Source organism: Micromonospora haikouensis, assembly GCF_000876225.1.
GTDB classification, from domain to species: domain Bacteria; phylum Actinomycetota; class Actinomycetes; order Mycobacteriales; family Micromonosporaceae; genus Micromonospora; species Micromonospora haikouensis.
In genome coordinates this window covers 798270-823652 of the sequence record NZ_JXSX01000001.1, presented here as the reverse complement: position 1 = coordinate 823652, position 25383 = coordinate 798270, and the positions used below count along the sequence as shown (strand labels likewise).

Annotated in this window: 28 protein-coding genes; 8 read left to right on the top strand and 20 right to left on the bottom strand. The window is 69.6% G+C overall.

Going from position 1 to position 25383, the window contains the following annotated elements; genetic code table 11:
- Nucleotides 1–22: 22 nt before the first annotated feature.
- The 4 genes from TK50_RS03710 to TK50_RS34065 all read right to left on the bottom strand — a co-directional run bounded on the left by TK50_RS03710 (nucleotide 23) and on the right by TK50_RS34065 (nucleotide 1471).
- Nucleotides 23–538 carry a hypothetical protein gene (locus TK50_RS03710; RefSeq protein ID WP_043961475.1) on the bottom strand — a complete coding sequence of 172 codons (516 nt, stop codon included), beginning with the start codon at nucleotides 536–538 and terminating at the stop codon, nucleotides 23–25.
- 68 nt (nucleotides 539–606) lie between these two features.
- On the bottom strand, nucleotides 607–1101 hold the full coding sequence (locus TK50_RS03705) for a hypothetical protein (RefSeq protein WP_043961474.1): 495 nt from the start codon (nucleotides 1099–1101) through the stop codon (nucleotides 607–609).
- Nucleotides 1101–1316 (bottom strand): hypothetical protein, encoded by a 216-nt coding sequence (locus tag TK50_RS03700; protein ID WP_043961473.1) that lies wholly within the window; start codon nucleotides 1314–1316, stop codon nucleotides 1101–1103. The genes TK50_RS03705 and TK50_RS03700 overlap by 1 nt, the downstream gene beginning before the upstream one ends.
- A complete protein-coding gene (locus tag TK50_RS34065; RefSeq protein WP_158499152.1) occupies nucleotides 1313–1471 on the bottom strand; it encodes a hypothetical protein in 159 nt (52 codons plus the stop codon). The genes TK50_RS03700 and TK50_RS34065 overlap by 4 nt, the downstream gene beginning before the upstream one ends.
- Before the next feature lie 364 nt (nucleotides 1472–1835).
- Between TK50_RS34065 and TK50_RS03690 the strand changes: the two genes are divergently transcribed.
- Both TK50_RS03690 and TK50_RS33445 read left to right on the top strand, forming a co-directional pair.
- Nucleotides 1836–2612 (top strand): hypothetical protein, encoded by a 777-nt coding sequence (locus TK50_RS03690; protein WP_144420150.1) that lies wholly within the window; start codon nucleotides 1836–1838, stop codon nucleotides 2610–2612.
- A gap of 211 nt (nucleotides 2613–2823) precedes the next feature.
- Nucleotides 2824–3357, top strand: a complete 534-nt coding sequence (locus TK50_RS33445) for a hypothetical protein (RefSeq protein WP_144420149.1) — start codon at nucleotides 2824–2826, stop codon at nucleotides 3355–3357.
- Between the two features lie 50 nt (nucleotides 3358–3407).
- On the opposite strand, the gene TK50_RS33440 is transcribed toward TK50_RS33445, so the two are convergent.
- On the bottom strand, nucleotides 3408–3842 hold the full coding sequence (locus TK50_RS33440) for a hypothetical protein (protein WP_144420148.1): 435 nt from the start codon (nucleotides 3840–3842) through the stop codon (nucleotides 3408–3410).
- Between the two features lie 330 nt (nucleotides 3843–4172).
- On the opposite strand from TK50_RS33440, the gene TK50_RS03685 reads away from it, so the two are divergent.
- Together TK50_RS03685 and TK50_RS03680 are read left to right on the top strand one after the other, a co-directional pair.
- The gene (locus TK50_RS03685; protein WP_043961469.1) at nucleotides 4173–4382 is read left to right on the top strand and encodes a hypothetical protein; all 210 of its coding nucleotides are present in this window, start codon (nucleotides 4173–4175) and stop codon (nucleotides 4380–4382) included.
- A gap of 59 nt (nucleotides 4383–4441) precedes the next feature.
- Nucleotides 4442–4669 (top strand): hypothetical protein, encoded by a 228-nt coding sequence (locus TK50_RS03680; protein WP_043961468.1) that lies wholly within the window; start codon nucleotides 4442–4444, stop codon nucleotides 4667–4669.
- A 463-nt stretch (nucleotides 4670–5132) separates the two neighbouring features.
- Here the strand turns inward: TK50_RS03680 and TK50_RS03675 are convergent, their stop codons facing one another.
- The 4 genes from TK50_RS03675 to TK50_RS03660 all read right to left on the bottom strand — a co-directional run bounded on the left by TK50_RS03675 (nucleotide 5133) and on the right by TK50_RS03660 (nucleotide 7386).
- A complete protein-coding gene (locus tag TK50_RS03675; protein WP_043961467.1) occupies nucleotides 5133–6449 on the bottom strand; it encodes an AAA family ATPase in 1317 nt (438 codons plus the stop codon).
- Complete coding sequence (locus tag TK50_RS33435) at nucleotides 6449–6817, bottom strand: hypothetical protein (RefSeq protein ID WP_144420147.1); 369 nt, start codon at nucleotides 6815–6817, stop codon at nucleotides 6449–6451. The genes TK50_RS03675 and TK50_RS33435 overlap by 1 nt, the downstream gene beginning before the upstream one ends.
- A gap of 114 nt (nucleotides 6818–6931) precedes the next feature.
- Complete coding sequence (locus tag TK50_RS03665) at nucleotides 6932–7132, bottom strand: hypothetical protein (RefSeq protein ID WP_043961465.1); 201 nt, start codon at nucleotides 7130–7132, stop codon at nucleotides 6932–6934.
- Complete coding sequence (locus TK50_RS03660) at nucleotides 7129–7386, bottom strand: helix-turn-helix domain-containing protein (protein ID WP_043961464.1); 258 nt, start codon at nucleotides 7384–7386, stop codon at nucleotides 7129–7131. The genes TK50_RS03665 and TK50_RS03660 overlap by 4 nt, the downstream gene beginning before the upstream one ends.
- Before the next feature lie 626 nt (nucleotides 7387–8012).
- Here TK50_RS03660 and TK50_RS34060 point away from each other — a divergent pair.
- Nucleotides 8013–8189 (top strand): hypothetical protein, encoded by a 177-nt coding sequence (locus TK50_RS34060; RefSeq protein WP_158499151.1) that lies wholly within the window; start codon nucleotides 8013–8015, stop codon nucleotides 8187–8189.
- 616 nt (nucleotides 8190–8805) lie between these two features.
- On the opposite strand, the gene ssd is transcribed toward TK50_RS34060, so the two are convergent.
- Nucleotides 8806–9810, bottom strand: a complete 1005-nt coding sequence (ssd, locus tag TK50_RS03655) for a septum site-determining protein Ssd (protein WP_199486043.1) — start codon at nucleotides 9808–9810, stop codon at nucleotides 8806–8808.
- A gap of 480 nt (nucleotides 9811–10290) precedes the next feature.
- Between ssd and TK50_RS03650 the strand changes: the two genes are divergently transcribed.
- Complete coding sequence (locus tag TK50_RS03650; RefSeq protein WP_043961462.1) at nucleotides 10291–11100, top strand: VHL beta domain-containing protein; 810 nt, start codon at nucleotides 10291–10293, stop codon at nucleotides 11098–11100.
- 56 nt (nucleotides 11101–11156) lie between these two features.
- On the opposite strand, the gene TK50_RS03645 is transcribed toward TK50_RS03650, so the two are convergent.
- The 8 genes from TK50_RS03645 to TK50_RS03610 all read right to left on the bottom strand — a co-directional run bounded on the left by TK50_RS03645 (nucleotide 11157) and on the right by TK50_RS03610 (nucleotide 21870).
- On the bottom strand, nucleotides 11157–12605 hold the full coding sequence (locus TK50_RS03645; protein WP_043961461.1) for an endo-1,4-beta-xylanase: 1449 nt from the start codon (nucleotides 12603–12605) through the stop codon (nucleotides 11157–11159).
- Nucleotides 12606–12883: 278 nt separating this feature from the next.
- Nucleotides 12884–14785, bottom strand: a complete 1902-nt coding sequence (locus TK50_RS03640) for an EAL domain-containing protein (RefSeq protein ID WP_052503594.1) — start codon at nucleotides 14783–14785, stop codon at nucleotides 12884–12886.
- A complete protein-coding gene (locus TK50_RS34330) occupies nucleotides 14772–15395 on the bottom strand; it encodes an RNA polymerase sigma factor (protein WP_043961460.1) in 624 nt (207 codons plus the stop codon). Before TK50_RS34330 ends, TK50_RS03640 begins: the two co-directional genes overlap by 14 nt.
- Nucleotides 15392–15685 carry a hypothetical protein gene (locus tag TK50_RS34325; protein ID WP_043961459.1) on the bottom strand — a complete coding sequence of 98 codons (294 nt, stop codon included), beginning with the start codon at nucleotides 15683–15685 and terminating at the stop codon, nucleotides 15392–15394. The genes TK50_RS34330 and TK50_RS34325 overlap by 4 nt, the downstream gene beginning before the upstream one ends.
- A 201-nt stretch (nucleotides 15686–15886) precedes the next feature.
- Nucleotides 15887–19150, bottom strand: coding sequence for a helicase HerA domain-containing protein (locus tag TK50_RS03625; RefSeq protein ID WP_043961458.1), 3264 nt, complete (start codon nucleotides 19148–19150; stop codon nucleotides 15887–15889).
- Nucleotides 19150–19803 carry a hypothetical protein gene (locus tag TK50_RS03620; RefSeq protein WP_052503593.1) on the bottom strand — a complete coding sequence of 218 codons (654 nt, stop codon included), beginning with the start codon at nucleotides 19801–19803 and terminating at the stop codon, nucleotides 19150–19152. Before TK50_RS03620 ends, TK50_RS03625 begins: the two co-directional genes overlap by 1 nt.
- Nucleotides 19790–20914 (bottom strand): endonuclease domain-containing protein, encoded by a 1125-nt coding sequence (locus TK50_RS03615; protein ID WP_241773911.1) that lies wholly within the window; start codon nucleotides 20912–20914, stop codon nucleotides 19790–19792. The genes TK50_RS03620 and TK50_RS03615 overlap by 14 nt, the downstream gene beginning before the upstream one ends.
- A gap of 311 nt (nucleotides 20915–21225) precedes the next feature.
- On the bottom strand, nucleotides 21226–21870 hold the full coding sequence (locus TK50_RS03610) for a dihydrofolate reductase family protein (RefSeq protein WP_043961457.1): 645 nt from the start codon (nucleotides 21868–21870) through the stop codon (nucleotides 21226–21228).
- Between the two features lie 73 nt (nucleotides 21871–21943).
- Here TK50_RS03610 and TK50_RS03605 point away from each other — a divergent pair, with 73 nt between their 5' ends.
- Nucleotides 21944–22471 carry a winged helix-turn-helix transcriptional regulator gene (locus TK50_RS03605; protein ID WP_043961456.1) on the top strand — a complete coding sequence of 176 codons (528 nt, stop codon included), beginning with the start codon at nucleotides 21944–21946 and terminating at the stop codon, nucleotides 22469–22471.
- A 129-nt stretch (nucleotides 22472–22600) separates the two neighbouring features.
- Here the strand turns inward: TK50_RS03605 and TK50_RS03600 are convergent, their stop codons facing one another.
- Nucleotides 22601–23020 carry an NUDIX hydrolase gene (locus tag TK50_RS03600; RefSeq protein ID WP_043963747.1) on the bottom strand — a complete coding sequence of 140 codons (420 nt, stop codon included), beginning with the start codon at nucleotides 23018–23020 and terminating at the stop codon, nucleotides 22601–22603.
- A gap of 663 nt (nucleotides 23021–23683) precedes the next feature.
- Here TK50_RS03600 and TK50_RS03595 point away from each other — a divergent pair.
- Nucleotides 23684–24487 carry an HAD family hydrolase gene (locus TK50_RS03595; RefSeq protein WP_043961455.1) on the top strand — a complete coding sequence of 268 codons (804 nt, stop codon included), beginning with the start codon at nucleotides 23684–23686 and terminating at the stop codon, nucleotides 24485–24487.
- A 72-nt stretch (nucleotides 24488–24559) separates the two neighbouring features.
- Here TK50_RS03595 and TK50_RS03590 read toward each other — a convergent pair whose 3' ends face one another.
- Nucleotides 24560–25306 (bottom strand): Fic family protein, encoded by a 747-nt coding sequence (locus TK50_RS03590; RefSeq protein ID WP_043961454.1) that lies wholly within the window; start codon nucleotides 25304–25306, stop codon nucleotides 24560–24562.
- Between the last annotated feature and the right edge of the window lie 77 nt (nucleotides 25307–25383).

Here is a 25383-nt window from a genome sequence, read left to right as displayed (position 1 = left end):
TTGAAGCATTCCTCTCCTCCCCTTACGAATCCTCGTCGTCCTCGATGTATTCACCGTCAAGGACGGCAGGTGTGTCTTGCGGGAGTCCGTCGTCGAGGACGATGGCCGCAGCGATAGCCACACGCGGGGCGGCCTGCGCGCCTACGTCGACGTGGGCCTTGGCCTTGCCGTGAAGCTGCTCGTAGATGAACTTGCCGATGTCAGCCCGAACGCCTGCCGGCGTCGCGGGGTCTGTCGCCAGGTCGACCAGGACCTTCATCACGGCTTCCGAGTGGGCCATGACGGCCGAGAACGTCCTTTCCTTGAGCCTCTTCCGCGCCTCGGCCTGGATGGCCTCCGACAGCCACGATGGCGAAGGACCAGCGAAAGTGCCTCGCTTGTTTCGTGGCCTGCCCCTGGCCAGTTCCTCGTTATCCCACTCAGAGACGGGCTTGTACCCGATCTCCTCCAGCATCGCGAGGTCCCGTTCCGGGTTGGTTCCGTGCCGCAGCCGGTCCCTGATCCGCCGGGGCTTCCGGGACAGCTCCCGATTCGTCACACCACACCTCCCGTGTGCGAAGGAAGGGCCGGGCACGCCGCGAGGGTGTGGCCCGGCCCTCCCGGTCGTCAGTTCCCTTGTTCCTGCACCTGGCGGACGTAGTCGCCCAGCGTGCGTGCCGAGCCGGGCAGCGCAGGGAATCGCCCCCGCAGATTCGCTTCCCCCGCCTCATCCTGAAACTGGGCCAGTGGCTTGTCGTAGAGGTCAGCGAGGTGGTTGTCGTCCTCGATGAGTGACCGGTGCAGCTCGGAGAGGCGACCGTGCTCCGCGACGAAGTTCCGCATCTTGCCCTCGGCTTCCTGGGGCGTGATCCGTCCCTCCTCCAGGTCCGTCTTGAGCTGTCGAAGCTCCTTCGGCCCCTCCTTCTTGGCCCGGTAGACCAGCTCGTCGTGAGACTCGTCCCGGGCCTCGCTGCCGGCCCGGTACTGCTTCTTCCGCCGGACGCGCCACTCCTTCCGGGCAGCGGCATAGGCACGTTCCAGGACGTCCCTGTCTGCGGCGTTGAGTTGCGCCCGGTCGATCTCCGCCCGCATGTCGGCGAGCCTCGTCACGTTGAGGTTCATCAGTAGCTCCCGTGTACGGAAGGCGCCTGCTGGTCGGTGTCGACGTAGGCGCTGGGGTCGGTCGGGTCGGTCTGGTAGATCGCGTGGAGCTTCTCCGACGCGGACGGCTCGTGCGGGTACGGCTGCGTCAGTCCGCCCACACCCCCGAACTCGCTATCGTCCGTGCGATCGACGAGGGAGTTCAGGTGGTCGGTGGCCGACCGGTGGGGGTTCACGCCTTCTCCCTCAGTGCGGGCCAGCGGTTGAGGTCGGCGGCGGCCCGCTCCTCGGCCGGCTCTCCCAGAGTCCGGTACGCCTGCCGAGCCCTCGCCCGCAAGATGGCGTCCTCCACCTCGCTGATCGTTCGATGGAACAGGCCCAGCGCGGTCACGCGGCCCTCCTCGTCAGCCCTCTCGTGTGGCATTCTTGTCCCCTTCATCAGCCGTGCCGCTTCTCCATTCCTTGTCCACAAGCCAGCGAACGGTTCCCGCCAGAGAATCCGATCGCCGCGCGGCAAGGCTCTTCAACCGGAACCGTTGCGCCTCTGACATCGAGATATCCAGCGAGACCGGATACTCCGGCAGCTTTCCCCGAGCACCCATAGCGCTCCTCCCGGTCCGCAAAAACGTTCCGGGGACCATTTTCCGTGGAATCCGAGAGTTTGTCAGATTCGCCCCTCGCCTACATCGAACGGGCGTTGTCCGGCAGACCCAATCTCGGTTGCAGAGTCATGCAGGGATGTGCATACTGCACTGATGGCGCAAGAGAGACGAATACCTCTCGCGAGCGTGGGATTCCCCGACCCCGAGTCGCGCGAGGCGGCGAAGAACAGCCACTTCCTGGACGAGCTCGACCGGCAGGCCGAGTTAGCCATCAGAAGCATCCACTTCGCCGTCATGCGAGGCCGGGAGACTAGAGACGCCCGCGACCCGAAGGTCTGGGGCTCCCTCCAGAACGCGCTCTTCGCGGCCATCTGCATTGCCCGGATCTTCAATCCAAAGGTCAGGAAATACCCCGGCATGACCAAGGATGAGAGCCAGGCCTATGCCGATAGGCGGGGGAAGACACTTCGAGATCTACTCCAAGTCAAGGACGACTGCCACATTCTGGAAGTCAACAGTGTCCGCGACGCCTACGAGCACTATGACGAGTACTTCGAGAAGCACCTACTCAACGGCGTGGATTGCTTCTCCGACTGGTACATCACCGACCGGCTCGTCTTGAAGACTGCGTCGCATCCGGGGGGATCATGGAGCTCAGCAGGCCTTCGGGTCTTCTATCCAGCCGGGGGAGTTCTCATCTTCGATGAACGAAGGCTTTATCTGTTTGAGCTTGAGGTAGAGCTAATAGAACTTCGCGTCAGAATTGCCGACAAACTTAAGGAACTCCGAGAGAGCATCAAGGGACGAGCCAACTACGGAGGACACATAGGCGAAGTTGTCATGACGGGACAAGAAACCAGCCAACGATTTATGGAGTGGCAACACCGCCGGGCAGAAGCGTTGGAGGAGCTGGCCAAGCGGAAGAGGTAGCCCCGGCTACACCCGACGCACGTTGACTGTCCACACCGCCGCTTTGCCGGACGCGGGAGCATCCCACGATTCCACAGGTCAAGACGTGGCGAGAACCAGGGGTTGCGACGTGCTGGCATCATGCGTGAACGTGCTCCTCTCACCGACGCCTTCTCCGCCAGACCTGCCACCTCCGGTGCCCACGAGCGCTCCGCCCACAGTCGTCGTCAACGTGCCCGAACCTGCCCCCAACGTTTGGGAGATCATCAACTCGCTGGGAGCCTTCTTTGCGGCAGTTATAGCCCTAGTGGCCATCCTGGTAACGATCAAGGTCACCCGCGATCAGGCAAAGCGACAGCGCCAGGCCGACGAGGAAGCTACCGCCGATAAGCGCCGCCTTTACGAGATCGGCATTCTGAGAGAACTACTCGACAGCATCCCGTCGTCTGATCATGATCAGCAATCGATGAAGCAGAACGGCAATGCGGAGGTGGTAACCCATCAGCAATTCACACTCCTATCGCTACTACCCAACGACGTACTGCCTCTTTCGCGCCAGATCGCCATCATCATCGGAAGAGGGCGACCATTCCCGGAACTGCTGGAGGTTTTAAATGAGGCCAACGTTCCACAAGCATTCAGCCCGGCTCAGCGAGTCCGAAGGCTGCAAACACGCGAAGTACTCGAAGAGATTCGCAAGCGGACCGGCGGCGAGCCATCCGAGGTAGAAGCGTGGCTAGACCGCCTTGACGGAAGAGCCTCCTGAACCGATTGCCGATGGCGCACCATAATACCGGTTATGGTATTCCTAACCGTCTATGGAAGTGGCACTATCACCCAACCGCCGCTACCCTTCCAGCGGACATTGATCTCGCCGAGGGTGGGAAGCTGCATTGAGGTGAGCACCAAGAACCTAATGGATTCACCGGGGGCAAGCTCCGCCACATCGAGCCCGCTGCCGCCGATTGGCCGCAGGACTGAGTTCATCTTGTCGACCTCTACGTTCACAGCGGTCTGCGTGCCAACGTTACGCAGTACGTAGCTGTTCTTCCCCCTACCAGGGAGCACCTGCCAGGCCACGGTAGGAGGGGGTGGGGGGATGGCCGCCTCTGCCGCTGCTGCCTGCCGCTCCGCTGCGTCTGCCGATCGCTTCGAGGCATCTGCTGACCTCTTCGAGTAGCCGGCGCTGACCCCAGACACCACGAGCGCTGCCAGAGCGATCACCAGCGTTGCCACGTTCTCCCAGGCCATGGCACGAAGCTACCCGGTAGGGCCAACCTCAGCGAGTTGCCCGCGCAGGACCCGACGCGGGGCCTACCGACTGTGTACCGTCCGCAGGGCATGACCGAAGGGAGTCAAGGGTGAATGGCGTGAACTGGGTGGGCGTGGGTGTGGGCGGCCTGTTCGCCGTGACTGCTGTCGTGGCACTGGTAGCCAGCATGCACCCGGACCCTGAGGTACGTAAGGACTCTGGCGCTGTGCTTCGCCAACTGCTGCGGTTCCTGCCCCGCGCTGACGTGTCCGTTGCCTAGAACTCGACGCATTCCGTCTTGGACCGACGGCCTACGGCAGGATGTTGCGGTGGACACCAACGCCTCTGACCAGAAACCCGAGCAGCACGTGTGCACGTGGCGCATGACGGCGGGCTTCGGCGACAAGAAGTTCTACGGCTGCTCGCACGCTTGGTCCGACGGGGCCATCTGCGGATACGTGACCATGGATCCTACGGAGCGTATCCAGGTAACCCGGTATCCCAAGGTGCCGGCTGACAGCAGTGCGCGGGACGTCTAGCGCAGCAGACGCCACACGGCCGGCTTGGCTCGGTGGCCTCCCGCTGCAAGGATCGCGGGGTGACTGATGACTTCAAGAAGACCGACCGGAACCTCAAGGTCACCCTCGATTTGGACGACCAGCTCACCTGGGGCGAGCTGATCCGCTTCGTAAACCTGGCGCAGAGCGCAGGCAACGTGTCACCGGATCAGCCGGTGGGCATCGAGTACGACCCCAACGAGTCGCTGCCGCTGGTCAACGGCCTGTACGTATATCTCGACGCCGAGAGCCTGTCGCAGAGTTCTTGATCTAGGCCGTTCAGATCGCCGCAGAGGTCACCGACCACCCCGGAACCGTGTCGTCCACACCACTCGGTGCGCCATGGCCTCTACGGTGGCCTGGAGACGTTCCCCGTACATGCTGGTGGGGCGGGTGGGCGGACCGATACCGCAGTAAGATCCAACGGCCGCCCTTGCTAGGAGACGAGAGCCTAGAAAGACCGGCGGTGTTTCTAGGAAGACGCCCCCCACACCCGCAGGCATGAGGGCCGTCCCCGTCGTCGGTCCGCCGCACCGCCCCGGTCGTTCCGCTGCCGCCCTCGTCGGTGGTCATGTTTGGTTGGGTCGTTCCATGTATATACGGAACGACCAACCCAACCAGGTTATTCAGAACGACCCAGAACGACCCAGAACGACCGGGAACCGTGAGGTATGCGGTAGGTGGAACGACCTGGCACGTTGCGACCGCCCCCGTTGATTCCCGGTCGTTCGGCTACCGGTCGCGGGTCGTTCGGCTGCGTCGCCCCGGTCGTTCCGTCCCATTCGTCCCGCCCCGGCGCGGTCGTTCCGCCGCGATGTAATGAGGTGTGGCACCACCTTCAGGCTTGACCGGTGGGGGTGGGCCGCCCCGGTGCTCAGGCCCCGGTTCGATGCGCTTCTCCTTCTTCTGCGCCCCCTGGCCCTCCCGCAAGAACCCGTGGTAGATGGCCTCATCAATGACCGTGCCTGCTGCCTGCCCACTTTTCTTGCCTGGAGGGAAGAGGTGTTTGGCTGCCGCCTTGAACTTGGACTTGGACAGGCCGGGGTTGGCCTCCGCGTACGCAGCCAGACCGATCCACACATCGCGGTCAACCACGTCATCTCGGCTGCCCGCCGTGCCGATCGAGGACCTGTGCGTCTCGTCGTCCCAGACCAGTGACGTCTGCTTCAGCTCCACGCCTCGCCCGTTGACTCGGAGGAAGCGGATGTTGTTGTGCATGGTGAAGATCCACCGGGCGCCTGCGTGCTCATCGATCGCGGAGGCACCACGCGCCCGTTCCTTGCCCTCTTCCATGTCCGCACGCGGCGTGTGGGCGAGGATGAAGGACACCTGGACATCGGCCTCACGCTTGATCTCATCGATCGCGGCGAACAGCGCGCGGGTCTGTCCGTTGTCCTTGTCGATGTCCACGCCAACCCAGACCGCCAGGACCGCCAGGCTGTCGATCATCCATACCTTGACCTTGTAGTGCTTCAGCCAGTTGACCGTCCACGCCTTGCCCGGCTCCGACAGGATGTTGACTGGCTGACCGACGCCATCCCACACCGCCAGCCTGCGGTCGGACTTGATCCCCACTGGGTCCATGAACTCGCGCCGCAGTTCGTTGAGTTCGACCTCCAGCGACCAGAATCCCACTCGCGACCGGACCACCGGAAACGTCCCCAGGAACGGCTCTCCGTCCACCAGAGACCGCGCGAGATCGATTGCCAGGGCGGTCTTGCCGGTCTTGTACTGCGCGATCAGTACCGCGTTGTGCCGCGCGCCCAGGAGGCCCTTCTTGCCGTCCTCGGCCGAACCCACCAGGTACTCGACCGGAGGCAGGTCCAGCTTGTTGATGTCGGCCAGGGTGCCGTACGTCTCGGGGTCAGGAGCGCGGAAGTCAGCCGCAGCCAGTTCCTCCGCCACCTGGCGACGGGCCTCCGCTTGGGCGCGGAGCTTCAGCTTCTCCTTCCGAACGAGGTTGTCGTACTCCTCCTGCTCGGACTCTTCGAGCTCTTCGTCGGTCAGTTCCTCGAAGGGTCCGTCGTCCTCGACCAGATGTAGTCCCATCAGGCAGCCTTCTTCTTCAGCGCCCGCAGGCGGACGGCCTGGCGTTCCTTGGTGATCGTGCGGCAGATCGGGTACATGTCACCCAGCAGTAGTGCCACGTCCAGCCGGTAACTTTCGGCCAACACGGAGTCAAGGAATCGCTTGTACTCGTTGAGATCGCTCGTGTAGGTGGTGTGGTAGTAGGGCATGAACCAGATCAAGAGCAGATGGAAGTCGCCTTCGCTCATCTGCTCCAGCGGCGTCCGGTTGAGCTTGGAAGGGCGGTAGACCTTGCCCGGCTTAGGTTTGATACCGCGCAACAAGGGCTTCAAGTGCCGATTGATGACTGTCAGCTCTTCGCCCTTAGCAAGGCCCCGGCTCTTGGGCATCGGCAGTGGAGGAGGGGGAAACTTGCTGAGTTGCAGCGCTCTTTGATTAGGCATTATGGTTCACTTATCCTTTGTCGTTTCACGAGGGCTCTCGCATTGGCAGTGCGGGAGCCCTCACCTCTTTCCGAGGGCCGCGATCTTGTCCAGCGTGGACCGGTCCTGAATGACAGGCGGCAAGCCCTGCTTGACCGCCGACCGCACGGCGTCCTGCGCGGCGACCTCTTCGAACGTCTCCGGCGTGTACCACTCGGCCTCGGGCCAGCAGGTGACGACGGTCCGAGGACGGAAGTCCAGCTTCCGGCGGGTGGCGGTCACGACCGCACCGCCGATCCCTTGCGCGGGTCGTAGCTCGCCTCAAGCATCTCGGCGCAGAACAGGTCGCTGAGGGGAACGTCGAGCAAACGCGGCAGGCCCCTACGCACCTCGGGCATGGGGTACGTCTTGCCCGCGAGTGCGTTGCGGAGGTGCCGCTCCGGCACGCCGATCTCCTCGGCCACCTGCTGAATCGTCAGCCGCCGCTTGAACAACTCGACCTTGGCCGGCTGCCAACCGTACTTGTCTCGTGGCATTGGGTCATGTCCCAACCGCCCTCGCGGGGATACACGCGTGCCGAGGTCCCGCGAGGGCATAGGGGTGCCCGGCAGCGTTCTCCTCGGTTGACTCGCGCCCAATACGCGAAGGGTGGAACACCACGACTCCGGCCGGTTGCCGTCGGCGTCCGTCGTGTGGATCGACCATACATGGTGCTGGGACTCCCAACGGCGCTGAGTTCGCCACAGCCCGCAACGGGTGCCACACCACCGGGGACAACACCCACCCCCGCCCACCAGCGGCTCTGGGGCGATCTCAGGCACCTCTATGCGCGGTCGTCGCGTCCGTGGCGGCGGTCGGGTACGCTGCTTGCAGATCACCCGAGCCGCAATGGCTGGGTGCCTAACCCTCAGCCAGCGTCCGCAATGGAAGCAAACGGCGCAATGCCGGGCACGAGGAGGGCTCTCTGTGCTCCGGCGGCAGAGCAGCCACAGTTCGACCCATACCAAGTGGTAGGTAGCACCATCGGCAAGACCCGAGAGGCAAGTGCTTCTCGGTACTGAGATCCACGATCGCCGGAACGCGGACTCAGCCAGACCAGTGTTCACGCACTGGCCGGGCTGGGTTGACGCACCCTCGCCCGACCAGGGAGGAGGGGTAAGAAGTGTGGATCGCCAACCTTGAGCCTGTCATGGGCGCTGGGCCTTGGGTCGTCGCTGCTATAGGTGTGCCGGTCGCGGGAATGATCATCATCACGTACATTGCCCTACGTGGCACCGAGGGCAAGGACCGCGCCGCGATCATCAAGGCGATTGCTGAACTGTTCCGGTGGCGTCGGTGACCTGCACCGTCTCTACGCCAGTGCCCACCACGAATCGAACGGGTCAGGTCGGGGCGGTACGTGGTCGTGCTCGGTCAGGTACTCGGGCCAGTAGCCTTCATCGGTCCACTCGCCGGAGGGCTGGGGCTTACCTTCCCTGCACCGGCTTCTTGCGCTTCCTCGTGCGGCGCGGCTCCGGGAAGCTCGTCAACAGCTCTTTTGATGACGCAAGAGGCAGGTAGAGGAGAGACGGTGTGGAGAGCCCATCGGCAGGGATGATCGGCAGATCGGCCGGTCCCCCGCTCTGACTCACGCCGACGTACTTGACGGCCCGCTTTGCCTTGAGGTGAGGCGAAACTCTCCGGCGGCATCGCTTGCGGGCAGCGTTGGTGAGCGGATGGTCGCAGTTGGCATGGTCTAACCCCCTGGTCGCCTCTGGTCCAGGTCCGCCCGCCTTCCGGCAAGCTTCACGGGCCGCGTTGGTGGCGGGGTGATCGCAGTTCGAGTGGTAGGTCTTCGGCATGGCTACCTCTGCGACCGCATGGCGTCAAGCAGGTCGGCCAGCTGCTGCCGTTCGTGCTGGTGTTCCTCGGCGGGCGTGGCCGGTCGAATGGGGTAGACCTTCGGCTCGCGGGGCTCAGGGAGCGCCAACAGGACGCCGACGATGACGACTATCGCCGCGATACACACGGCCAGGTGTTGGATGACGGCGTAGTAGTACCAGGAGCGTCGGGGTGCCCCCTGTTGTACCACACGCGACTTCGACGGCCTTGAGCCGGCCCGGCGCCGGGCCCCGCACGACGACGGAGAGTTGGGCGCAGTGCGGGGCGGCGGCCGCCGCCACCCGGGCCGCCGCGGCGGTGGCCCGCAGCTCGGCCGGCACGACGAGGAACGCCTGGTCGGCGGCCTGCAACGCGAGCACGGCCGGGTCGTCGAGGTGCCGGGGCACGTCGACCACGACGAAGTCGCGCCCGCGTCGGGCCGCGTCGAGGGTGGCCGCCATGGCCGGGGCGGGCAGCGGCAGGGGGTCTCCCCGGTCCCAGGAGAGCACCACCAGGTCGCCGCGGCTGGGCAGGGCCCGCACCAGCGCCGGCGGGTCGACCCGGCCGTCGGCGTCGGTCAGCGCCGGCCAGCGCAGCCCGTCCAGTTGTTCCCAGCCGAGCACCAGGTCGAGCCCGCCGCCGAGCGGGTCGGCGTCGACGAGGAGGGTGCGCAGCCGGGCCCGGGCGGCGGTGACGGCCAACCCGCCGGCGAGGATGCTGGCTCCGGCACCGCCCCGGCCGCCGAGCACCGCGACCACCCGGGCCACGCCGTCCCCGGCGCGGTCCGGCGCGCACTCGGCGAACCGGTCCACCAGCCACGGCTCGGCGGCCGGCAGCGTGGCGACGTGCTCGGCACCGATCAGCTCGGCGATCTCCCAGCCGGGGTCCAGTTGCCCCGTCCGGCCCACCAGGACCATGCGCGACCGGCGCGGCAGCCGCGCCCGCAGGCAGGGCTGGGCCTGGTCGTCGCCCACCAGCACCAGCGGGGCCGGTGACCACCGGGACCGGGCGGCGGCCGGGTCGGCGGCCACCTCGACCTCGGTGCCGCCTGCGGCGGCGAGCCGGAGCAGGTCGTCGAGCAGGCCGTCGTCCGAGGTCACCACCAGGGGCAGTCGGCGGCGCGGCGGGAGCGGGGTACGGGGTGGTGGCATCGCGGCCTCCAGCAGTCGGGCTCGGGGGTGCTGCCGGAGAGCGTGCCCGGGTGGGACCCGGCCCGGCCGCCCACGATGGCTTCCCTGTGGACAACCGGGGGCACTGTGGACAACGCCCGAAGCCCGAGTGGATCTGCTATGGCGGGCCGAAGCGGTGCAGGTCGGAGGGGTCAGCCACGGCAGGCGCCTGGGCCCCGTCGCACGTCCCGCGCCCGAATACGCCGCCGGCCCGGGTGCCCGATGGACGGCCGAGGCAGAATTCCCCCCGGCAACCATTGACCTTGGAGAACCCATTTCGCATAATTCGGTCCTCCGTGCCGCTGTTTCGAGCGGCACCGTGCGCGGATCGGGGCCATGACCCACTCAAACGATTTCGACGATCGGCGCAGGCTCGACATCTCCAGGGGGGCCGGGGAAGGCGCCGGGACGGTGGCGCGCCTGCGCATCGGCGGCTGGGTGCAGCCGTCGGTGGAGCGCGCGGCTCTGCCGTCCGCGCCCTACCAGGCGTTTCCCGTCGGGGACGGCTGGACCGGGGCGGGGCCGGGGGCGGCACCGGCCGCCCAGCCGGCGTCCGCGCCGTCGAGACGCGCCTACGGCAGCGAGGGGCCGCAGTTGGCCCTCGTGCTGACCTCCGTGGCGGTCGGGCTGGTGGCCACTCTGGTCATCACGCTGCTTCCGTTGTTCAACGCCTACCAGCCGTACCAGCCGGGGCCGATCGCCCAGGAGCCGATCCGGGTGGGCCTGCCGACCGACAGCGCGACGCCCACGCCCACCCTCTCTCCGGCGTTGGGGTCGCTGTCGAACCGGGCCTCGTCGCCGGCCCGGGCTTCCGCGTCGAGCCGCCCGTCGACCGACCGGCCCCGGACCACCAGCCCGACCCCGACCGCCCGCGCGACCACGAGCCGGCCCGCCCCGGCGACGACCGGGCCGCGGCCGCAGCCCACCCCGGCGGGTACGGCGGAACTGCAGGCGCTTCCGCCGTCTGCGGAGTCGCGCCTGCGGTCGACCGGCGGCGGCCGCTCGACGTACGTCGACTTCGTCAACGCCCGGCGCGAGCGGGTCGTCGTGTACTGGCTCGACTGGGACGGCCGCCGCCGGCAGTACCGGACGCTGGGACCGGGCGAGTCGTACCGGCAGCAGACCTACGTCGGGCACCCGTGGGTGGTCACGAACGACCGGGGGTGGGCGCTGGCCTGCTTCCAGCCGGAGCCCGAGACGCGCCGGGCCGTGGTGCGCTGAAACGACGGTGGCTCACCGTCGCGGCATCAGCCACGACGGTGAGCCACCGCGCCTCGCTAGTTGGCGACGAGGCGGAACTGCTGGTTGGCCTGCCCGTGGCAGTCGTAGAGCTGGACCTGCTGCCCGTTGCCGGTGCCCCACACGTCGAGGCAGCGGCCGGACTGGACGCCCGAGATGGTGCCGTTGGAGTTGACGTTCCACTGCTGGTTGGCCCCGCCGTTGCAGCTGTAGATCTGGACCGCCGCGCCGTTGCCGGAGCCGTTGGCGTCCAGGCACCGGCTGCCGCCGTACACGGTCAGTTGCTTGCTCGCGGTGTACGTCCACTGCTGGTTGGTCTGGCCGTGGCAGTCGTAGAGCTGCACCCGCGTGCCGTTGGTCTGCGACGAGTTCGGCACGTCGATGCACCGGCCCGACTGGCTGCCGACGATCCGGTTGGCGCCGCCGGACGGCGGCGGCGTGGTCGGCGTCGCCGTCGGGGTGCCGGTGGGACCGGGGCCGGCGGCGTTGAGGGCGTTGAGGACCGAGGTGTACGCGGCCTTCTTGTTGCCCCCGCCGTCGAAGAGCAGCGGGTTCTCGTTGGAACGCCAGGAGTCGCTGTCGCGGACGCCCCAGACGGTGATGCCGATGCAGCGGGGCACGTTCAGGCAGGCCTGGGTGAGCCCGGCGTACTGGGTGGTGGAGGCGTTGGTGACGTCGACCTCGGTCAGCGCCACGTCGACGCCGAGCGCGGCGAAGCTGGACAGCGTGGTCTGGAAGTTGCTCGGCAGGGAGCTGCCGCCGGTGAAGTGGGTCTGCAGGCCGACGCAGTCGATCGGCACGCCGCGGGACTTGAAGTCCTGGATCATCCGGTAGACGCCCTGCGTCTTGCCGTAGCTCCAGTTCTCGATGTTGTAGTCGTTGTAGCAGAGCTTGGTCGACGGGTCGGCCGCCCGGGCGGTGCGGAACGCCACCTCGATCCAGTCGTTGCCGGTGCCCTGGAGGTTCGACTGGCGGCGGCTGCCGTCCTCGTTGAACGCCTCGTTGACCACGTCCCACGCGGCGAGCTTGCCCTTGTAGTGGGCCATCACGCCGTTGATGTGGTTGATCATGGCGCTGCGCAGCGCGCTGCCGCTCATGCGCTCCATCCAGGGCGGCTGCTGGGCGTGCCAGGCCAGGGTGTGCCCCCGGACCTTCAGGCCACGCTGGGTGGCCCAGTTGTAGATCTGGTCCCCGGCGGAGAAGTTGAACTGGTTCTGGTTCGGCTCCGTCGCGTCCGGCTTCATCTCGTTCTCGGCCGTGATCATGTTGAACTCACGCCCGGCGATGGTGCTGTACGTGGAGTCGTTCAACCGACCCCCGGCGATGGCGGTGCCGAAGTAGCGGCCCGACTGCGCCGCCGCGGCCCCCAGCGTGGTGGCGGCCTGGGCCAGGCTGGGCACCACCAGCGCCGCACCGGCCAGCACCAGCGCGCTGGCGGCGGTGGCCACCACCGCGCGGCGGCGGCCGTTGCTCAGTAGACGTTTCATGACACTCCTTTGCATATCCATCGACGATGCGCAAAGTTGGAAGGAAGCGCGGATTCACGGCCTGTTTCCGAAACTTTCGGAAACTGCCGTAACTGGACTGCAACATACCCGCAACCGCCCGATCGGTCAACGTCGATGGCGCTGTCGTGCGAGGCAGGGGAGCGCGATCAGCCCTACACACTGACGGCACACCGGAAGCCCGACAGGAAGCACCTCCCCTGCCGGGCATGACCCTTACCCCACCAGAGCCCGAAACTTTCGGCGCAGCGCGCCTCGGTTCAGCCGAGGGCGGTGTGTTGCGGCGGGAACCGCAGTTCGAGTTCGACCGTCTGTACCGCGTCCTGGCTCACCGTGATCGGCTCGGGTCGGCCGGTCCAGTAGCCCTGGGCGAAGTCGACGCCGTAGCTCTTCAGGTGCTCGACGGTCTCGTCGTCCTGCACGTACTCGGCCGCGACGCGGATGCCGAGCGTCTGGCACAGTTCCACCAGCTTCGACACCACGGCCTGGTCCGCCGGCGACCGGCAGAGGTCGACGATGAACGTTCCATCGATCTTGACGAGGTCCACCGGGAGGTACTTCAGGTGCGCGAGCGCCCCGTACCCGGTGCCGAAGTCGTCAAGCGCCAGGTGGCAGCCCGCCGCCCTGATCCCCCGGGCGAAGGCCAGCGCCTCGTTCCGGTTCTCGATGAGCGCGGTTTCGGTGATCTCGAACGTCAGGCGCTCCGGCTTGACCCCGTACCGGTCGATCGCCTCCGTCACGAAGGTCAGCAGTCCCGGGTCGGCGAGGGACTTCCCCGAGATGTTGACCTGGTAGTGGGAGGTCTGCGCGCCCCGGCCGATGAACTCCAGGGCGTGGTCGACGACCCACTTGTCGACCGCGAGGATCTCGCCGACGCGTTCGGCCATGTCGAGGAAGGCCACCGGCGCGACCGGCTCCCCGGTGTCGCTGCGCACCCGCAGGAGGATCTCGTGGCGGGTGACCTGGTTGAGGTTGAGGTCGACGATGGGCTGGGCGTAGAGGGCGAACCTGCTGGCCGAGACCGCGTGCCGGACACGGGAGCGGCACCGGGCCGTCCGCTCGCCGTCCGCGACCGGCTGGTCGAGCACGACGACGGAGGCGGTGTCGCGGCGCGCGTCCCGGGCCGCGTGCTCGCCGTCGACGAGCAGGTCGAAGCCGGTGGCGAGCACGCCGCTGCCGAAGCGCACCACGCCCGCCGAGGTGTTGAGCCGCAGGGTGTTCTGCCGGATGCCGAACAGGTGGTTCCGGAAGGTCTCCACGATCCGGGCCGCCAGGCTCTCGGCGGCCTCCGCGCGCCCGTCGGCCGGCGCGAGCAGCACCCCCCACAATCCGGAGCCGACCAGACCTGCGGTCACGTCGTTGCCGACGACCGTGCGCAGCAGCCGGGCGACCGACGCCGTCAGGCGGTCGCGGTCGGCGTCGGTGAGCGCGTCCGGCAGCCGGGTGGCGGGTTCGGTCGCGACCACGACCAGGGCTCCGCCGGTGGTACGGCGGGCCCGGTCGACCTCGTCGATGACGTACCCGCGGTTCGGCAGCCCGGTGAGGCCGTCCAGCACGGCCAGGTCGGCACCGAGCATCTGGCTCCGGATGGCGAGCCGGCGGCGTTCCTGCCGGGCGAGTTCGAGCGCGGTGACGTCCTCGCCGGTCACGATGATCCCCGACGGTTCGCCCTCGCGGGTGGTGATCTCCAGGTGGCAGTGCACGTGGCGGATGCTGCCGCCGGGCTGGACCACCCGGAAGCCGACCTCGCCCGGCCGGCACCGCGTCCACGCCGTCCGGACGGCCCTGCGGACCCGCTCGGCGTCGGCGGGATGGACGAGCCCGAACAGCGTCTCGGGCGTGAGGCGCAGTGTCCCCGGCGCCTGCCCGAAGATCATCGCCATCTCGTCCGACCAGTGGAGCCGACCGAGGCCGTCCCGCCCGCCGGCCACCCAGGTGATGGTGCCCAACTTCGCCAGCTGGGCGGCGCGCGCGACCCTGGTCGCCTCGTCGACGTCCCAGGTCAGCGGGTCGACGAGGGCGGTGTCGACCATGATCTTGTAGCCCTCGGCGAGCGAGAGGTCGTACCGGCTCTGCGCCGCACGCGCGACGCGGCGCGCGCGGGCGAGTTCCAGCGGGCTCGGCCTGGTCTCGGCCAGCGCCAGGATGTCATCGAGGTCCACGACGTGCTCCCTGCCGCCGGTGACCGTCCGGGGCGACGTAGCCGGCCTCCTCAGCCAGCTCGCGCAGCCCTCGCCTCGCGGCGACCTTGTAGGAGCGGACGCTGTTCTCGGTCAGCCCGAGGATGCGGGCGATCTCCTGGTTGGAGAAGCCCTCCTGCGCCATCTGGAACACCTCGGCGTGCCGTGCCGGGAGCCGGTGCAACCAGCCCCGCAGCAGTTCCTGCGCCTCCCACACGTCGGCGATGTTCGAGTGCGGCGCCGTCGGCAGGTCCTCCGGTGCCATCGCAGCCTCCCGTAGGTGCCGCTGGTGGTCCTTGCGGATCTTGTGTCGCGCCGTGACGATGATCCAGCCGATCGGCCGGTCGTGGACGCGCAGCTTGGACCACTGGACGCGCCCGTGCAGGTACGCCTCGTTGAGCGCGTCCTCGACCACCTCGCGGTCCCGGCACGCCGACCTGAGGATCCGCTCCACCTGGTGGTAGGAGGCCTCGGTGAACGCGGCGAACTCCTGGTCGTGCGCGGCCTTCACGCGTGTGGCCTCCGCCTCGCGCGTCGCCTCGCAGTCGGCCTGCTCCGGTGTCAGGGCGGCGGTGCCCTCGAACTCGATCACGCCGCCTCCCTGGCGGCCTCGGAGTTCGACCCGCCACGGCCGCCCAGCTCCACCTCGCGGTGCCCGTCGCGGTCGCGCTCCACGATCCGCACCACGTCGTGGTCGGCCTCCGCGAGCCTGGTCAGCCACGTGACCCGGGCTGTCGTACGTGTCGTCACCTCCCGCTCCTGCTGTATCCGGGCCCGGTACGCGACGCAGGCGCGCGCCAGGCCGGCCAGTACCCCGGCGACGGTGACGGCCACGGCCATCACCTGGTATCCGGTGAGCGGTTCCGCCAGCGCTTCGTTCATCTTTCCCCTGCCCCTCTCGGTCGACAATTACTATCCGTGGCGGGCAGCGGTTGTAGACGCCCCAGCGTCCACAATGTTCAGGAAGATCAATGATCAAGCCTTTTACCTGGCAGTACGGCACAAAGTAGTGGCGACGGGACGCTGTGCGAAGGGTGCGTGACAATCCCATCGGGGCAATTTGCACACCGCCCTAAATCACTCTCAGCTATCGTCCCGCCACTCCGGACCGGCCGTCCCGCGCGCCCGATCCAGCACCTCCTCGACGGTGAGCGGGCTGCGGGGATGATGCGTCAGCGAGAGCGGGGTCCGGATCTTCCGTGGTGCCGCGCCCTCGGCGGCGAGGTAGAACTCGCCCACCGTCAGCCGGGAGATGTCCGGCACGTCCCCGCCCTTGGCGCGGGCCATCTCGCGGGCCGCCTCGATCTGGATCGGGCTGTTCATCAGGCCGTACAACTGCGTCGCCGCGTTCCCCGGGATGCGGTTGTGCAGCCCCTTCGGCGCCTGCGTGGCGAAGACCAGCCCGAGCCCGTACTTGCGCGCCTGGGCGGCCAGCGCCAGCGTGCTCTGGGTGCAGGCCGTCATCGCCCCCGACGGGGCGAACGTCTGCGCCTCGTCCATGACGAGCAGCCCCAGCAGCGGCCGGTCGCCGGCCGGGTTCCTCTTGATCCAGGCGAACAGCGCCATCTGGAGCTGGTTGACGAAGCTCTGGCGCACGTCGTCGGAGGGCAGGCCCACGAGGCTGACCACCGACACCCGGGCCCGCCTGCCGGGGGCGGGCGTGAGCAGCACGCCGGGATCCATCGGGGTGCCCTCGCCCCCGAAGAGCGGATCGTTGACCATGGCCGCCGTCAGGTTCTGCGCCAGGCTGAGGCCGATCTTCTCGGCGTCGTCGAGGTCGATGATCCCGTCCGGCAGGTCGGCCAGCGTGTCGACGAGGCCCCTCAGCCGGGAACCGCCGCGCCGGCCGTAGTGCTCGACGGCCTTGCGCAGCACCGCCAGCCCCAGGTGCGCCCTGGTGGCCCGGCCGGTGACCATGGCGCGCGGCGCGAGGGCCGCGACCGCCGCCTCGACGGCCTCACCGAACTCGTCCGGGTCGTCGCGCACGCCGGTGAAGTCGGGCAGCGGCTGGAAGCTCAGCGGGCGGCCCGAGTTGCGGCGCGGCGTCCAGACCACCACGTCGGTGTACGCCAGATAGTCCCGCGCCCGGGCCGCGTCGCCCGGCCGCCACCCTGCGGGCTGCTCGGGCCATTCCTCCCCGAGGCGGGCGAGGTCGTTGTTCGGGTCGAGCACGATGGCGGAGACACCGGCGAGGGCGCACTCCTCGACGATGCGGCGGATGAGCACCGTCTTGCCCGAGCCCGAGCCGGCGAAGATCGTGGTGTGCTTCCGGAGCGCCTCCAGGGCCAGCGGCACGGGCGCGCCGTCGTCGTACCCGTACCCGACGACGAACGCCGGCTCGGCCGGGACGGTGGCCGCCGGGGCCGACTCGGCCGGCCCTGCCGACTCGGCCGACCGCGCCGGCTCGCTGGCCTCCGGGGCCGGAGTGACCGGGGTCGGGGCGGTGGGGGTCGGGGCGGCCGGGCGGGCGGCGGGTCCCGGCGGCGCGGCGTCCGTCGTCCAGCGGTCGACGTCGGCCAGCGCGTGCTGGAGGAACTTCAGGTCCCGGGTCGGGCGGCGGTCGATCAGCCAGCCCTGGAAGTCCATCGTGGCCTCGGCGAGCATGACCCGCAGCGCCGAGAGGATCCGCAGGTCCTCCTCGTCGACACCGATGGTCTGCCCGCCCGCCGCCGTGAACGCGGAGACGGCCTTCCGGGTGGCGGCGCTGGTCGACCAGCCGCGGTTGCGCAGCAGGAACAGCGTGCGCTTGGCCGAGCCGGTGTCGAGGGCGGCCGCCACACTCGCCTTGCGGAGCCGGGCCAGCGCCGCGTTGCCGTGGTGGTCGTCGCTGATCGCCCGGAAACACCAGTGCGCCTGGTCCTCGGTGCGCTCGTCGAGCGTCAGGCGCAGCCGGGCGTGCAGCGGCGGGTCGGTGCTCGGGGGCGGGTCGACGCTGAACGCCGCACCGGCGTCGCCGCGTTCCAGGATCCAGGCGGTGAGCCCGGCGGCGAGCAGCGGCGGCATCGCCTCGTCCTCCGTCGCCCGCCCGAGCGGGGTGGCGACGTCGGCGGCGTCCCGCAGCTCGGCGAAGCGGGCGTCGTAACGCTCCATCTCCTCGGCGGTGGCGGTGACCGGGGCGGGCCGGGGCGCTGGTGACTCCGCGACGGCCGGCTCGCCCAGCGTGGCCATCTCCCGCACCTCGTCGGCGGCGAGGCAGCCCCGGATGTGCCGGTCGATCTCGATCAGCAGTTGGCGCGGGGTGAAGGCCCCGGCCTCGGCGAAGGCGCGCGGGGACACCGGCCACGACGGGTACGGCGGCGCGTACCCGACCTCGCCGTAGCGGACGGTGAACCGCTTCTCGATGATCGCCCGCGCGAGATCGGCGTCGTCGATCCGGCGCAGGACCGGGGTCTCCCGGAACCGGTCGGCGACGGTGTCGGCGGCCGTGGACCGGATGATCGTCCACGAGTTCGGGATGCAGGCGAGGACGGTCAGCGTGCGCCGCGTCGCCTGCCGCAGCGACATCAGGCCGTCCGCCATCCGGGCCAGCATGAGCGACTGCTCCGGGCTCATCGCGGCGGCGCCCACCACGGCGGGGTCGCTCTGGATCGCCAACTGGGCGATCAGCGTGTCGACCTGGTCGATCGCCACCACCGACGGGCCGGTGAGCGCCAGCAGCCAGGACAGGTCCTGCACGATCTGCTGGGCCGGTCGGGGCGCGCGCCGCATCCCCCAGGCCGCGCGTTCGCCGGCCACGACCTCCTCGCCGGAAAGGAAGTAGTTCTCCGCCAGGTCGCGGTGGGAGATGTCCTCCGAGGCGGACAGCGCGAGGGCGCGGGCGGTCTCCTGGCAGGTGCGGGCCGCGTGCCGGTCGTAGTCGCCGAGGCCGGTGAGGAAGGCGTCGAGCGCCGGCCGGGTCAGCTCGGTGTCGCCCATCACGGCCCGGCGTGCCGTCCGGGGCGCGCCCACCAGCGCCGACAGCCGCCGCAGCAGCAGCTTGAGCTGCGTCTCGGGGCTGCCGGGCACCGGCCGGGCCAGGCCGTCCAGCAGGGCGGCGAGGACGTTGTCCCAGAAGCTGCCCGCGTCGAGCAGGCCGACCAGGAAGAAGTAGCCGCCCGCCTCCTGCACCCGCTGGCGGACCACGCCCAGCAGGTGGGTCTTGCCGGACCCCCGCTGCCCCTGCACGACGAGGCCGAGCGGGCTGCCGTGCGGGTTCGACGCGGCCTCGTCCACCCCGGCGAGCACCTCCCGGACAACCGGGACGTGCAGGCCCTCGACGTGGAAGGGCAGCGGACGCCACACGTCGTCGGGGACCGGCGCCCAGTCGAACCGCAGGGCCGCCAGCGCGGTCCGCTCCGCCTCGTCCATCACACGCCGATCGCCAGCAGATGATTGTCCTGCCCGCCGAGGCGCAGCGCGGCCGCGATGTCCGCCTCGGTGAGCGTCTTCTGGTTCGACTCCGGCGTGATGGCGACGCCCTCGGAGCGGCTGAGCCGACGCAGCGCCTCGTCCAGGTCCTCCCTCGGCACGTCGGCGAAGAACGGGCGGAGGCGGCGCAGGCTCACCCAGGCCCCCGGCGCGTCGGCGAGCGCCCGGTACGCGCTGACGACGCGCGCCGTCAGCGCGCCCGCCGGGTCGGCGGCGGCCGTGGGCGCCGACGCGCGTACGTCGGTCACGGCGAACAGCTCGGCGAGCGTGGCGCAGCCGCTGCGCGCCAGGACCCGGTCGCGCAGGTTGGCCTGGAGGGCGGTCAGCGCGGCACCGAGCGCCGACGCGCCGCGCAGCGCGAAGTCGAGGTCGCTCTGCATCCGCACCCAGCCCTTGTCGTCGAGCTGGAGGGCGTACGTCGATCCGCTCTTGCGGCTGGCGACGTAGTGCAGGCGGGTGAGCTTGTCGCGCTGCGGCTTGCGTACGTCGAGGTGGTAGAGCTCGCGGAGCTCGGTGTTCAGCACCTCGCGCGCCTCGGCCATGAGCACGACGAGGATCGCGCTCTCGGATGCCGTCAGATCATCGCCGGCCATGCTGCCGTCCTTCCGCCATGTCCCGCCGACGTTCCCGCAGATACGTGCCGATCTGCCGGACCACGGCACCGACGTCGTGGGTCACCCGGGCGTTGGTGAAGCGCAGGACGGCGTAACCATCCAGTTGCAACTGGACGTCGCGCTGCCGGTCGGCCTCGAAGTGGACCGGACGGCAGTGCTCCGGCCCGTCGATCTCCACCACGCACCGTTCGTCGGGCCACACTAGATCCAGCCGGATCGGCGTGGCCAGATCGTGCGACCGGTAGCTCTGGTTCCACCGCCGCCCGACGGCCCAGCTCTCGGCGGCGAGCGCCGCCTCCAGCCTCTTCTCGGCCTCGCTCGCCGGGTGCGGCTGGCCCACCACCGCCCCCGCGTCGGACGACAGTCCGCGCGGCGCGGGAGGCACGTCGCGCGCTGTGCGTGGCGGGGTGAGCGACGCGGATGGCACGTCGCGCGCTGTGCGTAGCGGCGCGGGTGGGACGTAGCGCGGCCCGGGCGGCAGCGCGACCGAGAACTCCGGCACCGCCTCCAGCCCGGCCGCGTCAGCCCCGAGCAGCCAGGTGACCGGGCCGCCGTGCTGCACCAGCCAGGCGGCCCCCGCCGCAGACACCGCGCCCGTGCCGGCGGCCGGCTCGACGAGCAGCACCACCCGACGCCGGCCGAACGCCCCCGCCACGAGCCGCGCCAGCGCCGCCGCCCGGGTGCGCAACGGCAACTGCGTGCCGGACGGACGGCGGGCCGTCACCGCGAAGACGGCCAGGTCGGGCAGGAAGGAGCCGGGATAACGATCGCGGCGGGAGCGCGCCGCAGCGGCGGCCCGGACCGCCGCCAGCCCGGACGTGTCCGGGCGGACGCCGTCCGCAGCCTCGGGCAGCCAGGCGGGCAGCAACTCGACGGCGACCTGTTCGAGCTGGTCCAACGCGGCGTACACGAAGTCCACCGGCAGCGCGATCCGGGCGGCCGGGCGGTGCACCACGGCGGCCAACTCCGCGTGGTCCCGCGCGATCAGCATGGCCAGCGCGTCGGTGTCCGCGTCGGGCAACGCGACGACCCGGTCGGCGGGGACGTCGGCGAGGCTCCGGTTAACCAGCAGCGTCCGGCCCTCCCCCACGGTCGACGGGACGTCCCGGACAGAGTACGAACGCGCCTCGGGTGACGCCACACCGTCGCGTGCCCGCTACGTAGGGCGTCGGGGGACGGAAAGGCCCTCCCACCAGCGGCGGGACGCTCAGGTGCCGCTGCAGAGTCGGCTTTCGGACCGTCGGCGGGCGGACGTCCCGGGGAAGGGACTCATCGGGAAGTCACCCGACATGGCAAGGAGGGCGATCGGGTGCCATGTCGCATGGTCAGGCGCATCGCTCGTGTGGGTGGTGCGGTCGGCGGATGGCTCCCCACCGCCACCACCCCGCGATCGGGGTCGACTCATCGCCTCCAGAACAGGAGGTGGGTGACTCCGCTAGGGCTCGGCACCGACTCAAGGTGGAAGCGGTCGAGAAGGTCGTCGGGGCTGTCCCACAGCCGCTCACCTCGGCCGAGGTCGACGGGCGCGACGGCGATGTGCATCGTGTCGACCAGGTCGGCCTCGATGAACTCGCGGATGGTCGCGACTCCACCGCCGAGGCGCACGTCCCGACCATCGGCGGCCTGCCTGGCGCGTTCCAGCGCCTCGGCCGGGCTCGCGTCGAGGAAGTGGAAGGTGGTGTCGGACAGGGTGAACGACGGTCGTTCGTAGTGGGTGAGCACGAAGACCGGCGTGTGGAACGGCGGGTTGTCCCCCCACCAGCCTTGCCAGTCGTGGTTCTCCCAGGGCCCGCGCTGAGGGCCGAACTTGTTCCGTCCCATGATCTCCGCGCCGATGTTGTGGTCGTAGTCGCGGGTCAGGTAGTCGTCCAGGCCACGGGTGCCGCCGGGTTCGGTGCGGTACATGAAGCTGGCGGTAGCGGCACGCCAGGAGAACAGCGGGGTGGGGTCGGCATGGCCGAAGGGCCGCTCCAGGCTCTGCCCCTCGCCGGTGCCGAACCCGTCACGCGACACGTTGAAGCTCTGCACCCTTAGCAACTGCGGCACGGATCCTCCTTGGTAACTGCGGAGAACTTCCGGTTGCAACTTGCAACCGGTGCCACCGTACTAAACTGGTTGCATGTCGCCATCAGTAGGGGCCGGTCGCCTGCCCGTACCCGATGGAAAGTCCGGGTGCCCGATCAATCTGACCGTCGAGCTCCTGGGCGACCGGTGGAGCCTGGTCGTGCTGCGCGATCTCATGTTCGGCGGCCACCGGCACTTCCGCGAGCTGCTCACGAACTCGATCGAAGGCATCGCCTCGAACATCCTCGCCAGCCGCCTGTCCAAGCTCGTGGACGCGGGCCTGCTCAGCCGGCACGAGGACCCGACCCACCGCCAGAAGATCGACTACCGGCTCACCGAGGCGGCCATCGAACTCGTGCCGCTCATGGCGCATCTCGGCGCCTGGGGCTCCCGATGGCTCCCGACATCACCCGAGCTGTCGATCCGCGCCCAGCTACTCGCCGACGGCGGCCCCGAAATGTGGCAGAGGTTCATGGACGAACTTCGCGGCACGCACCTCGAAGGCCGCCCGCAACCTGCCGACGGAGTTCTCGCCGAACTGACCCTGGCCTACGAACGCGCCCGGGCACGCGCATCGGCTTGACGGGGCGTCGATCGCCGCCTGACGCCTTGAGCGAAGACACGCCGAGGTGCCGGACTTTCATCTGCCGGGCGGAGTCGGACATGTCGCCGCCGTGCAGCGGACCCAGCGCCGACTCTCGGGCAGCGTCGCTCAGCCGATGTAGGGCTCGGGGCGTTCCTCGTAGCCGTGGGTGATGCGGAGCAGGGTCGACGGGTGGATGTCGAGCGTGACCAGATCGTCACGGGCCACCCACCGGGCGTCGCTTGATTCGTCGCTCGGGGTCAGGGTGCCACCGAGGGGCACGGCTCGAAGGCAGAGGGAGAACTGCTGCCGCACCTGGCCGTCGGAGTAGGCGATGACGTGCGCGGGGTCGGAATAGACGCCGACCATCCCGGTGACCTCGACCCGTACGCCGGTCTCCTCCTGGGCCTCCCGGACGGCCGCCCCTGCGACCGATTCGCCGATCTCCTGGCCGCCGCCGGGCAGCGACCACAGGCCGTTGTCTGTGCGCTGGATGAGCAGCACCCGGCCGCCCTCGTCACGGACGAAGACGGAGACGGCAACGACGATGCTGTTGGCCTTCGGCGCGTGAGGAGCTGGCGCGTCGCCAGGGGATCCGGCCGGTCGCCTCCGTCGACGACCTGGCGCGGCCTGGCCTGTTCGAGTCGGACGAGGAGTTGGATGACTTCCTCGCCGACCTTTACGCCTCCCGGTGAGCCGGCACCGCGTGAGTCTGGTCGTCCTGGACACCGACGTCGCGTCGGCGATCCTCCGGGGGCGGCTGCATGACTCTCCGTGCTCGCCTGGCCGGTAAGACCCCCTGATCACCTTCGTGACGCGCCGACCTTGGGACCGGCCGACTCGGGAAACGCGTCTTCACCTGGCCCGGAACGGGACGGGGAAAGGGACGACCCCCGTCGGGGGGAGACGGGGGTCGTCGGGAGGTTCGGCTCCGGGGGGGTTGAGCCGAACCGGCTCGGCGGTCACGGGGGGTGCGATCGCCGAGGGCCTGCTGTCGTACGACAACGCGAATGTGCGTCGCAAGAACAAGCATGCCTGAGCAAACCGGTATACGTCGAGTGGTGTCGCCTCCACTCCCTGCGAAATCATCGCCGGAGAGTGTGACCGCCGTCACTGACGGCAGGGGGTGGAGGAGGTCGCCGTAGGGGCCGGGCCGGAGTCCGTACCCCAGGCACCCGCCGACCATAGACCATCCGGCTAGACTTTCGCGCCGTGGGCCGAAGTGCCGCTTTTTTCGATCTGGACAAGACCGTCATCGCCAAGTCGAGCGCCTTGGCGTTTGGTCGGCCGTTCTACCGGGATGGGCTGATCACCCGGCGGGACGTGGTGAAGTCGGCGTACGCGCAGCTGATGTTCCGGCTGGGCGGCACCGACGAGCAGACCATGGCCAAGACCCGGGACTACCTGGCCGCGCTGTGCAAGGGCTGGCAGGTGGAACAGGTCCGCCAGATCGTCGCGGAGACACTGCACGAGCTGATCAACCCCTACGTGTACGCCGAGGCGGCGGCCCTCATCGAGGAGCACCAGGCCGCCGGGCGGGACGTCGTGCTGGTCTCCGCCTCTGGGGAGGAGATGGTCCGGCCGATCGGCGAGTTGCTCGGGGTGACCGACGTGATCGCCACGCGGATGGCGGTGGCGGACGGCCGGTACAGCGGTGAGGTGGAGTTCTACGCGGCCGGTCCGAGCAAGGTCGAGGCGGTCAGCGAGCTGGCCCGGCTGCGCGGCTACGACCTGGCCGACTCGTACGCGTACTCCGATTCGATGAGCGACCGGCCGCTGCTGGAGTGCGTGGGGCATCCGTCGGTGGTCAACCCGGATCGGGCGCTGCGCAGGCTGGCCACCGAGAACGCCTGGCCGGTGCTGGAGTTCCGGCACCCGATCCCGCTGGGCCGCCGGCTGCGGGAGCGCCCGGCGGTGCCGGTCGCCGCGGCGGCGCTGGGCGTCGGGGTCGGGGTGGCGATCGGCATCGCCTGGTACGGCCGGCACCGCCGCACGCGTACCACCCCGGTGGCCTGACCGGCAGCCCGCGACCGGTCCGGGCGGCCCGGCCAGGCCAGCCGGGCCAGCCAGCCGGGTCAGCCAGCCGGTTCAGGCGGCGGCGAGGATCTCGTCGCCGACGGCGGTGAGCTGGTCGGCGCCGAGTTCGACGGCGGCCATGTAGTGCCGCAACCAGGAGCGCAGCCCGTCGGGGGTGCCGGTGGCGAACGCCCCGGCCGCGCCGACGTACTCGGGTTCGCGCTCGCGGTGGCCGACGTCGACGCCGACGAGCCCGCGGGGGTCGAAACCGGTGGACATCAGGACGAGCCGGGCGGCTCCCCGGGCCACCAGGCCGGACGGCCCGGCGAACGGGCGCAGGTTGAGCAGCTCGCCGTGCACGACGGCGGCGAGCACGAGCGGGGGCACGGCGGTGCCGCCGGCGACGAGCCCGGCCAGGCCGTCGAGCCGGGCGGCGACGACCGGGTCGGCCACCGGCCGCCCCAGCTCGTTTTCGGGTACGACATCCCGGGCGGCGAGCACGTGCAGCCGGGCGAGGACCTGCCGGGGCGACGTCGGCCAGCGCTCGGTCAGGCCGGGCAGCGCCCCGGCGACCCGCAGCGCGCCCTGACTCACCGGGTCGGTGACCGTGCCGGCCCGGACGGACTCGCGGTCGTGGGCGTACCCCTCCAGGGCGGCGCTGGCCACGGCGGACCGGAGGCTGACCTCGGCCGCGACCTGGCCGCCGTGCCGGCGCAGAGCGCGGTGCCGCATGGCCTGGTCGACGCGGTCGCGGGCCCGCTCGACGGCGGGGGCGATGTCGGCGAGCGCGAGCAGGGGCGCGAGCGGATCAGCGGTCACGCTGCCACGCTAGCCACCTGCGGGGACGGCGGGTGAGAAGGGGACCCTTCTCTACCGTAGGCGTCAACAGGGGGCCC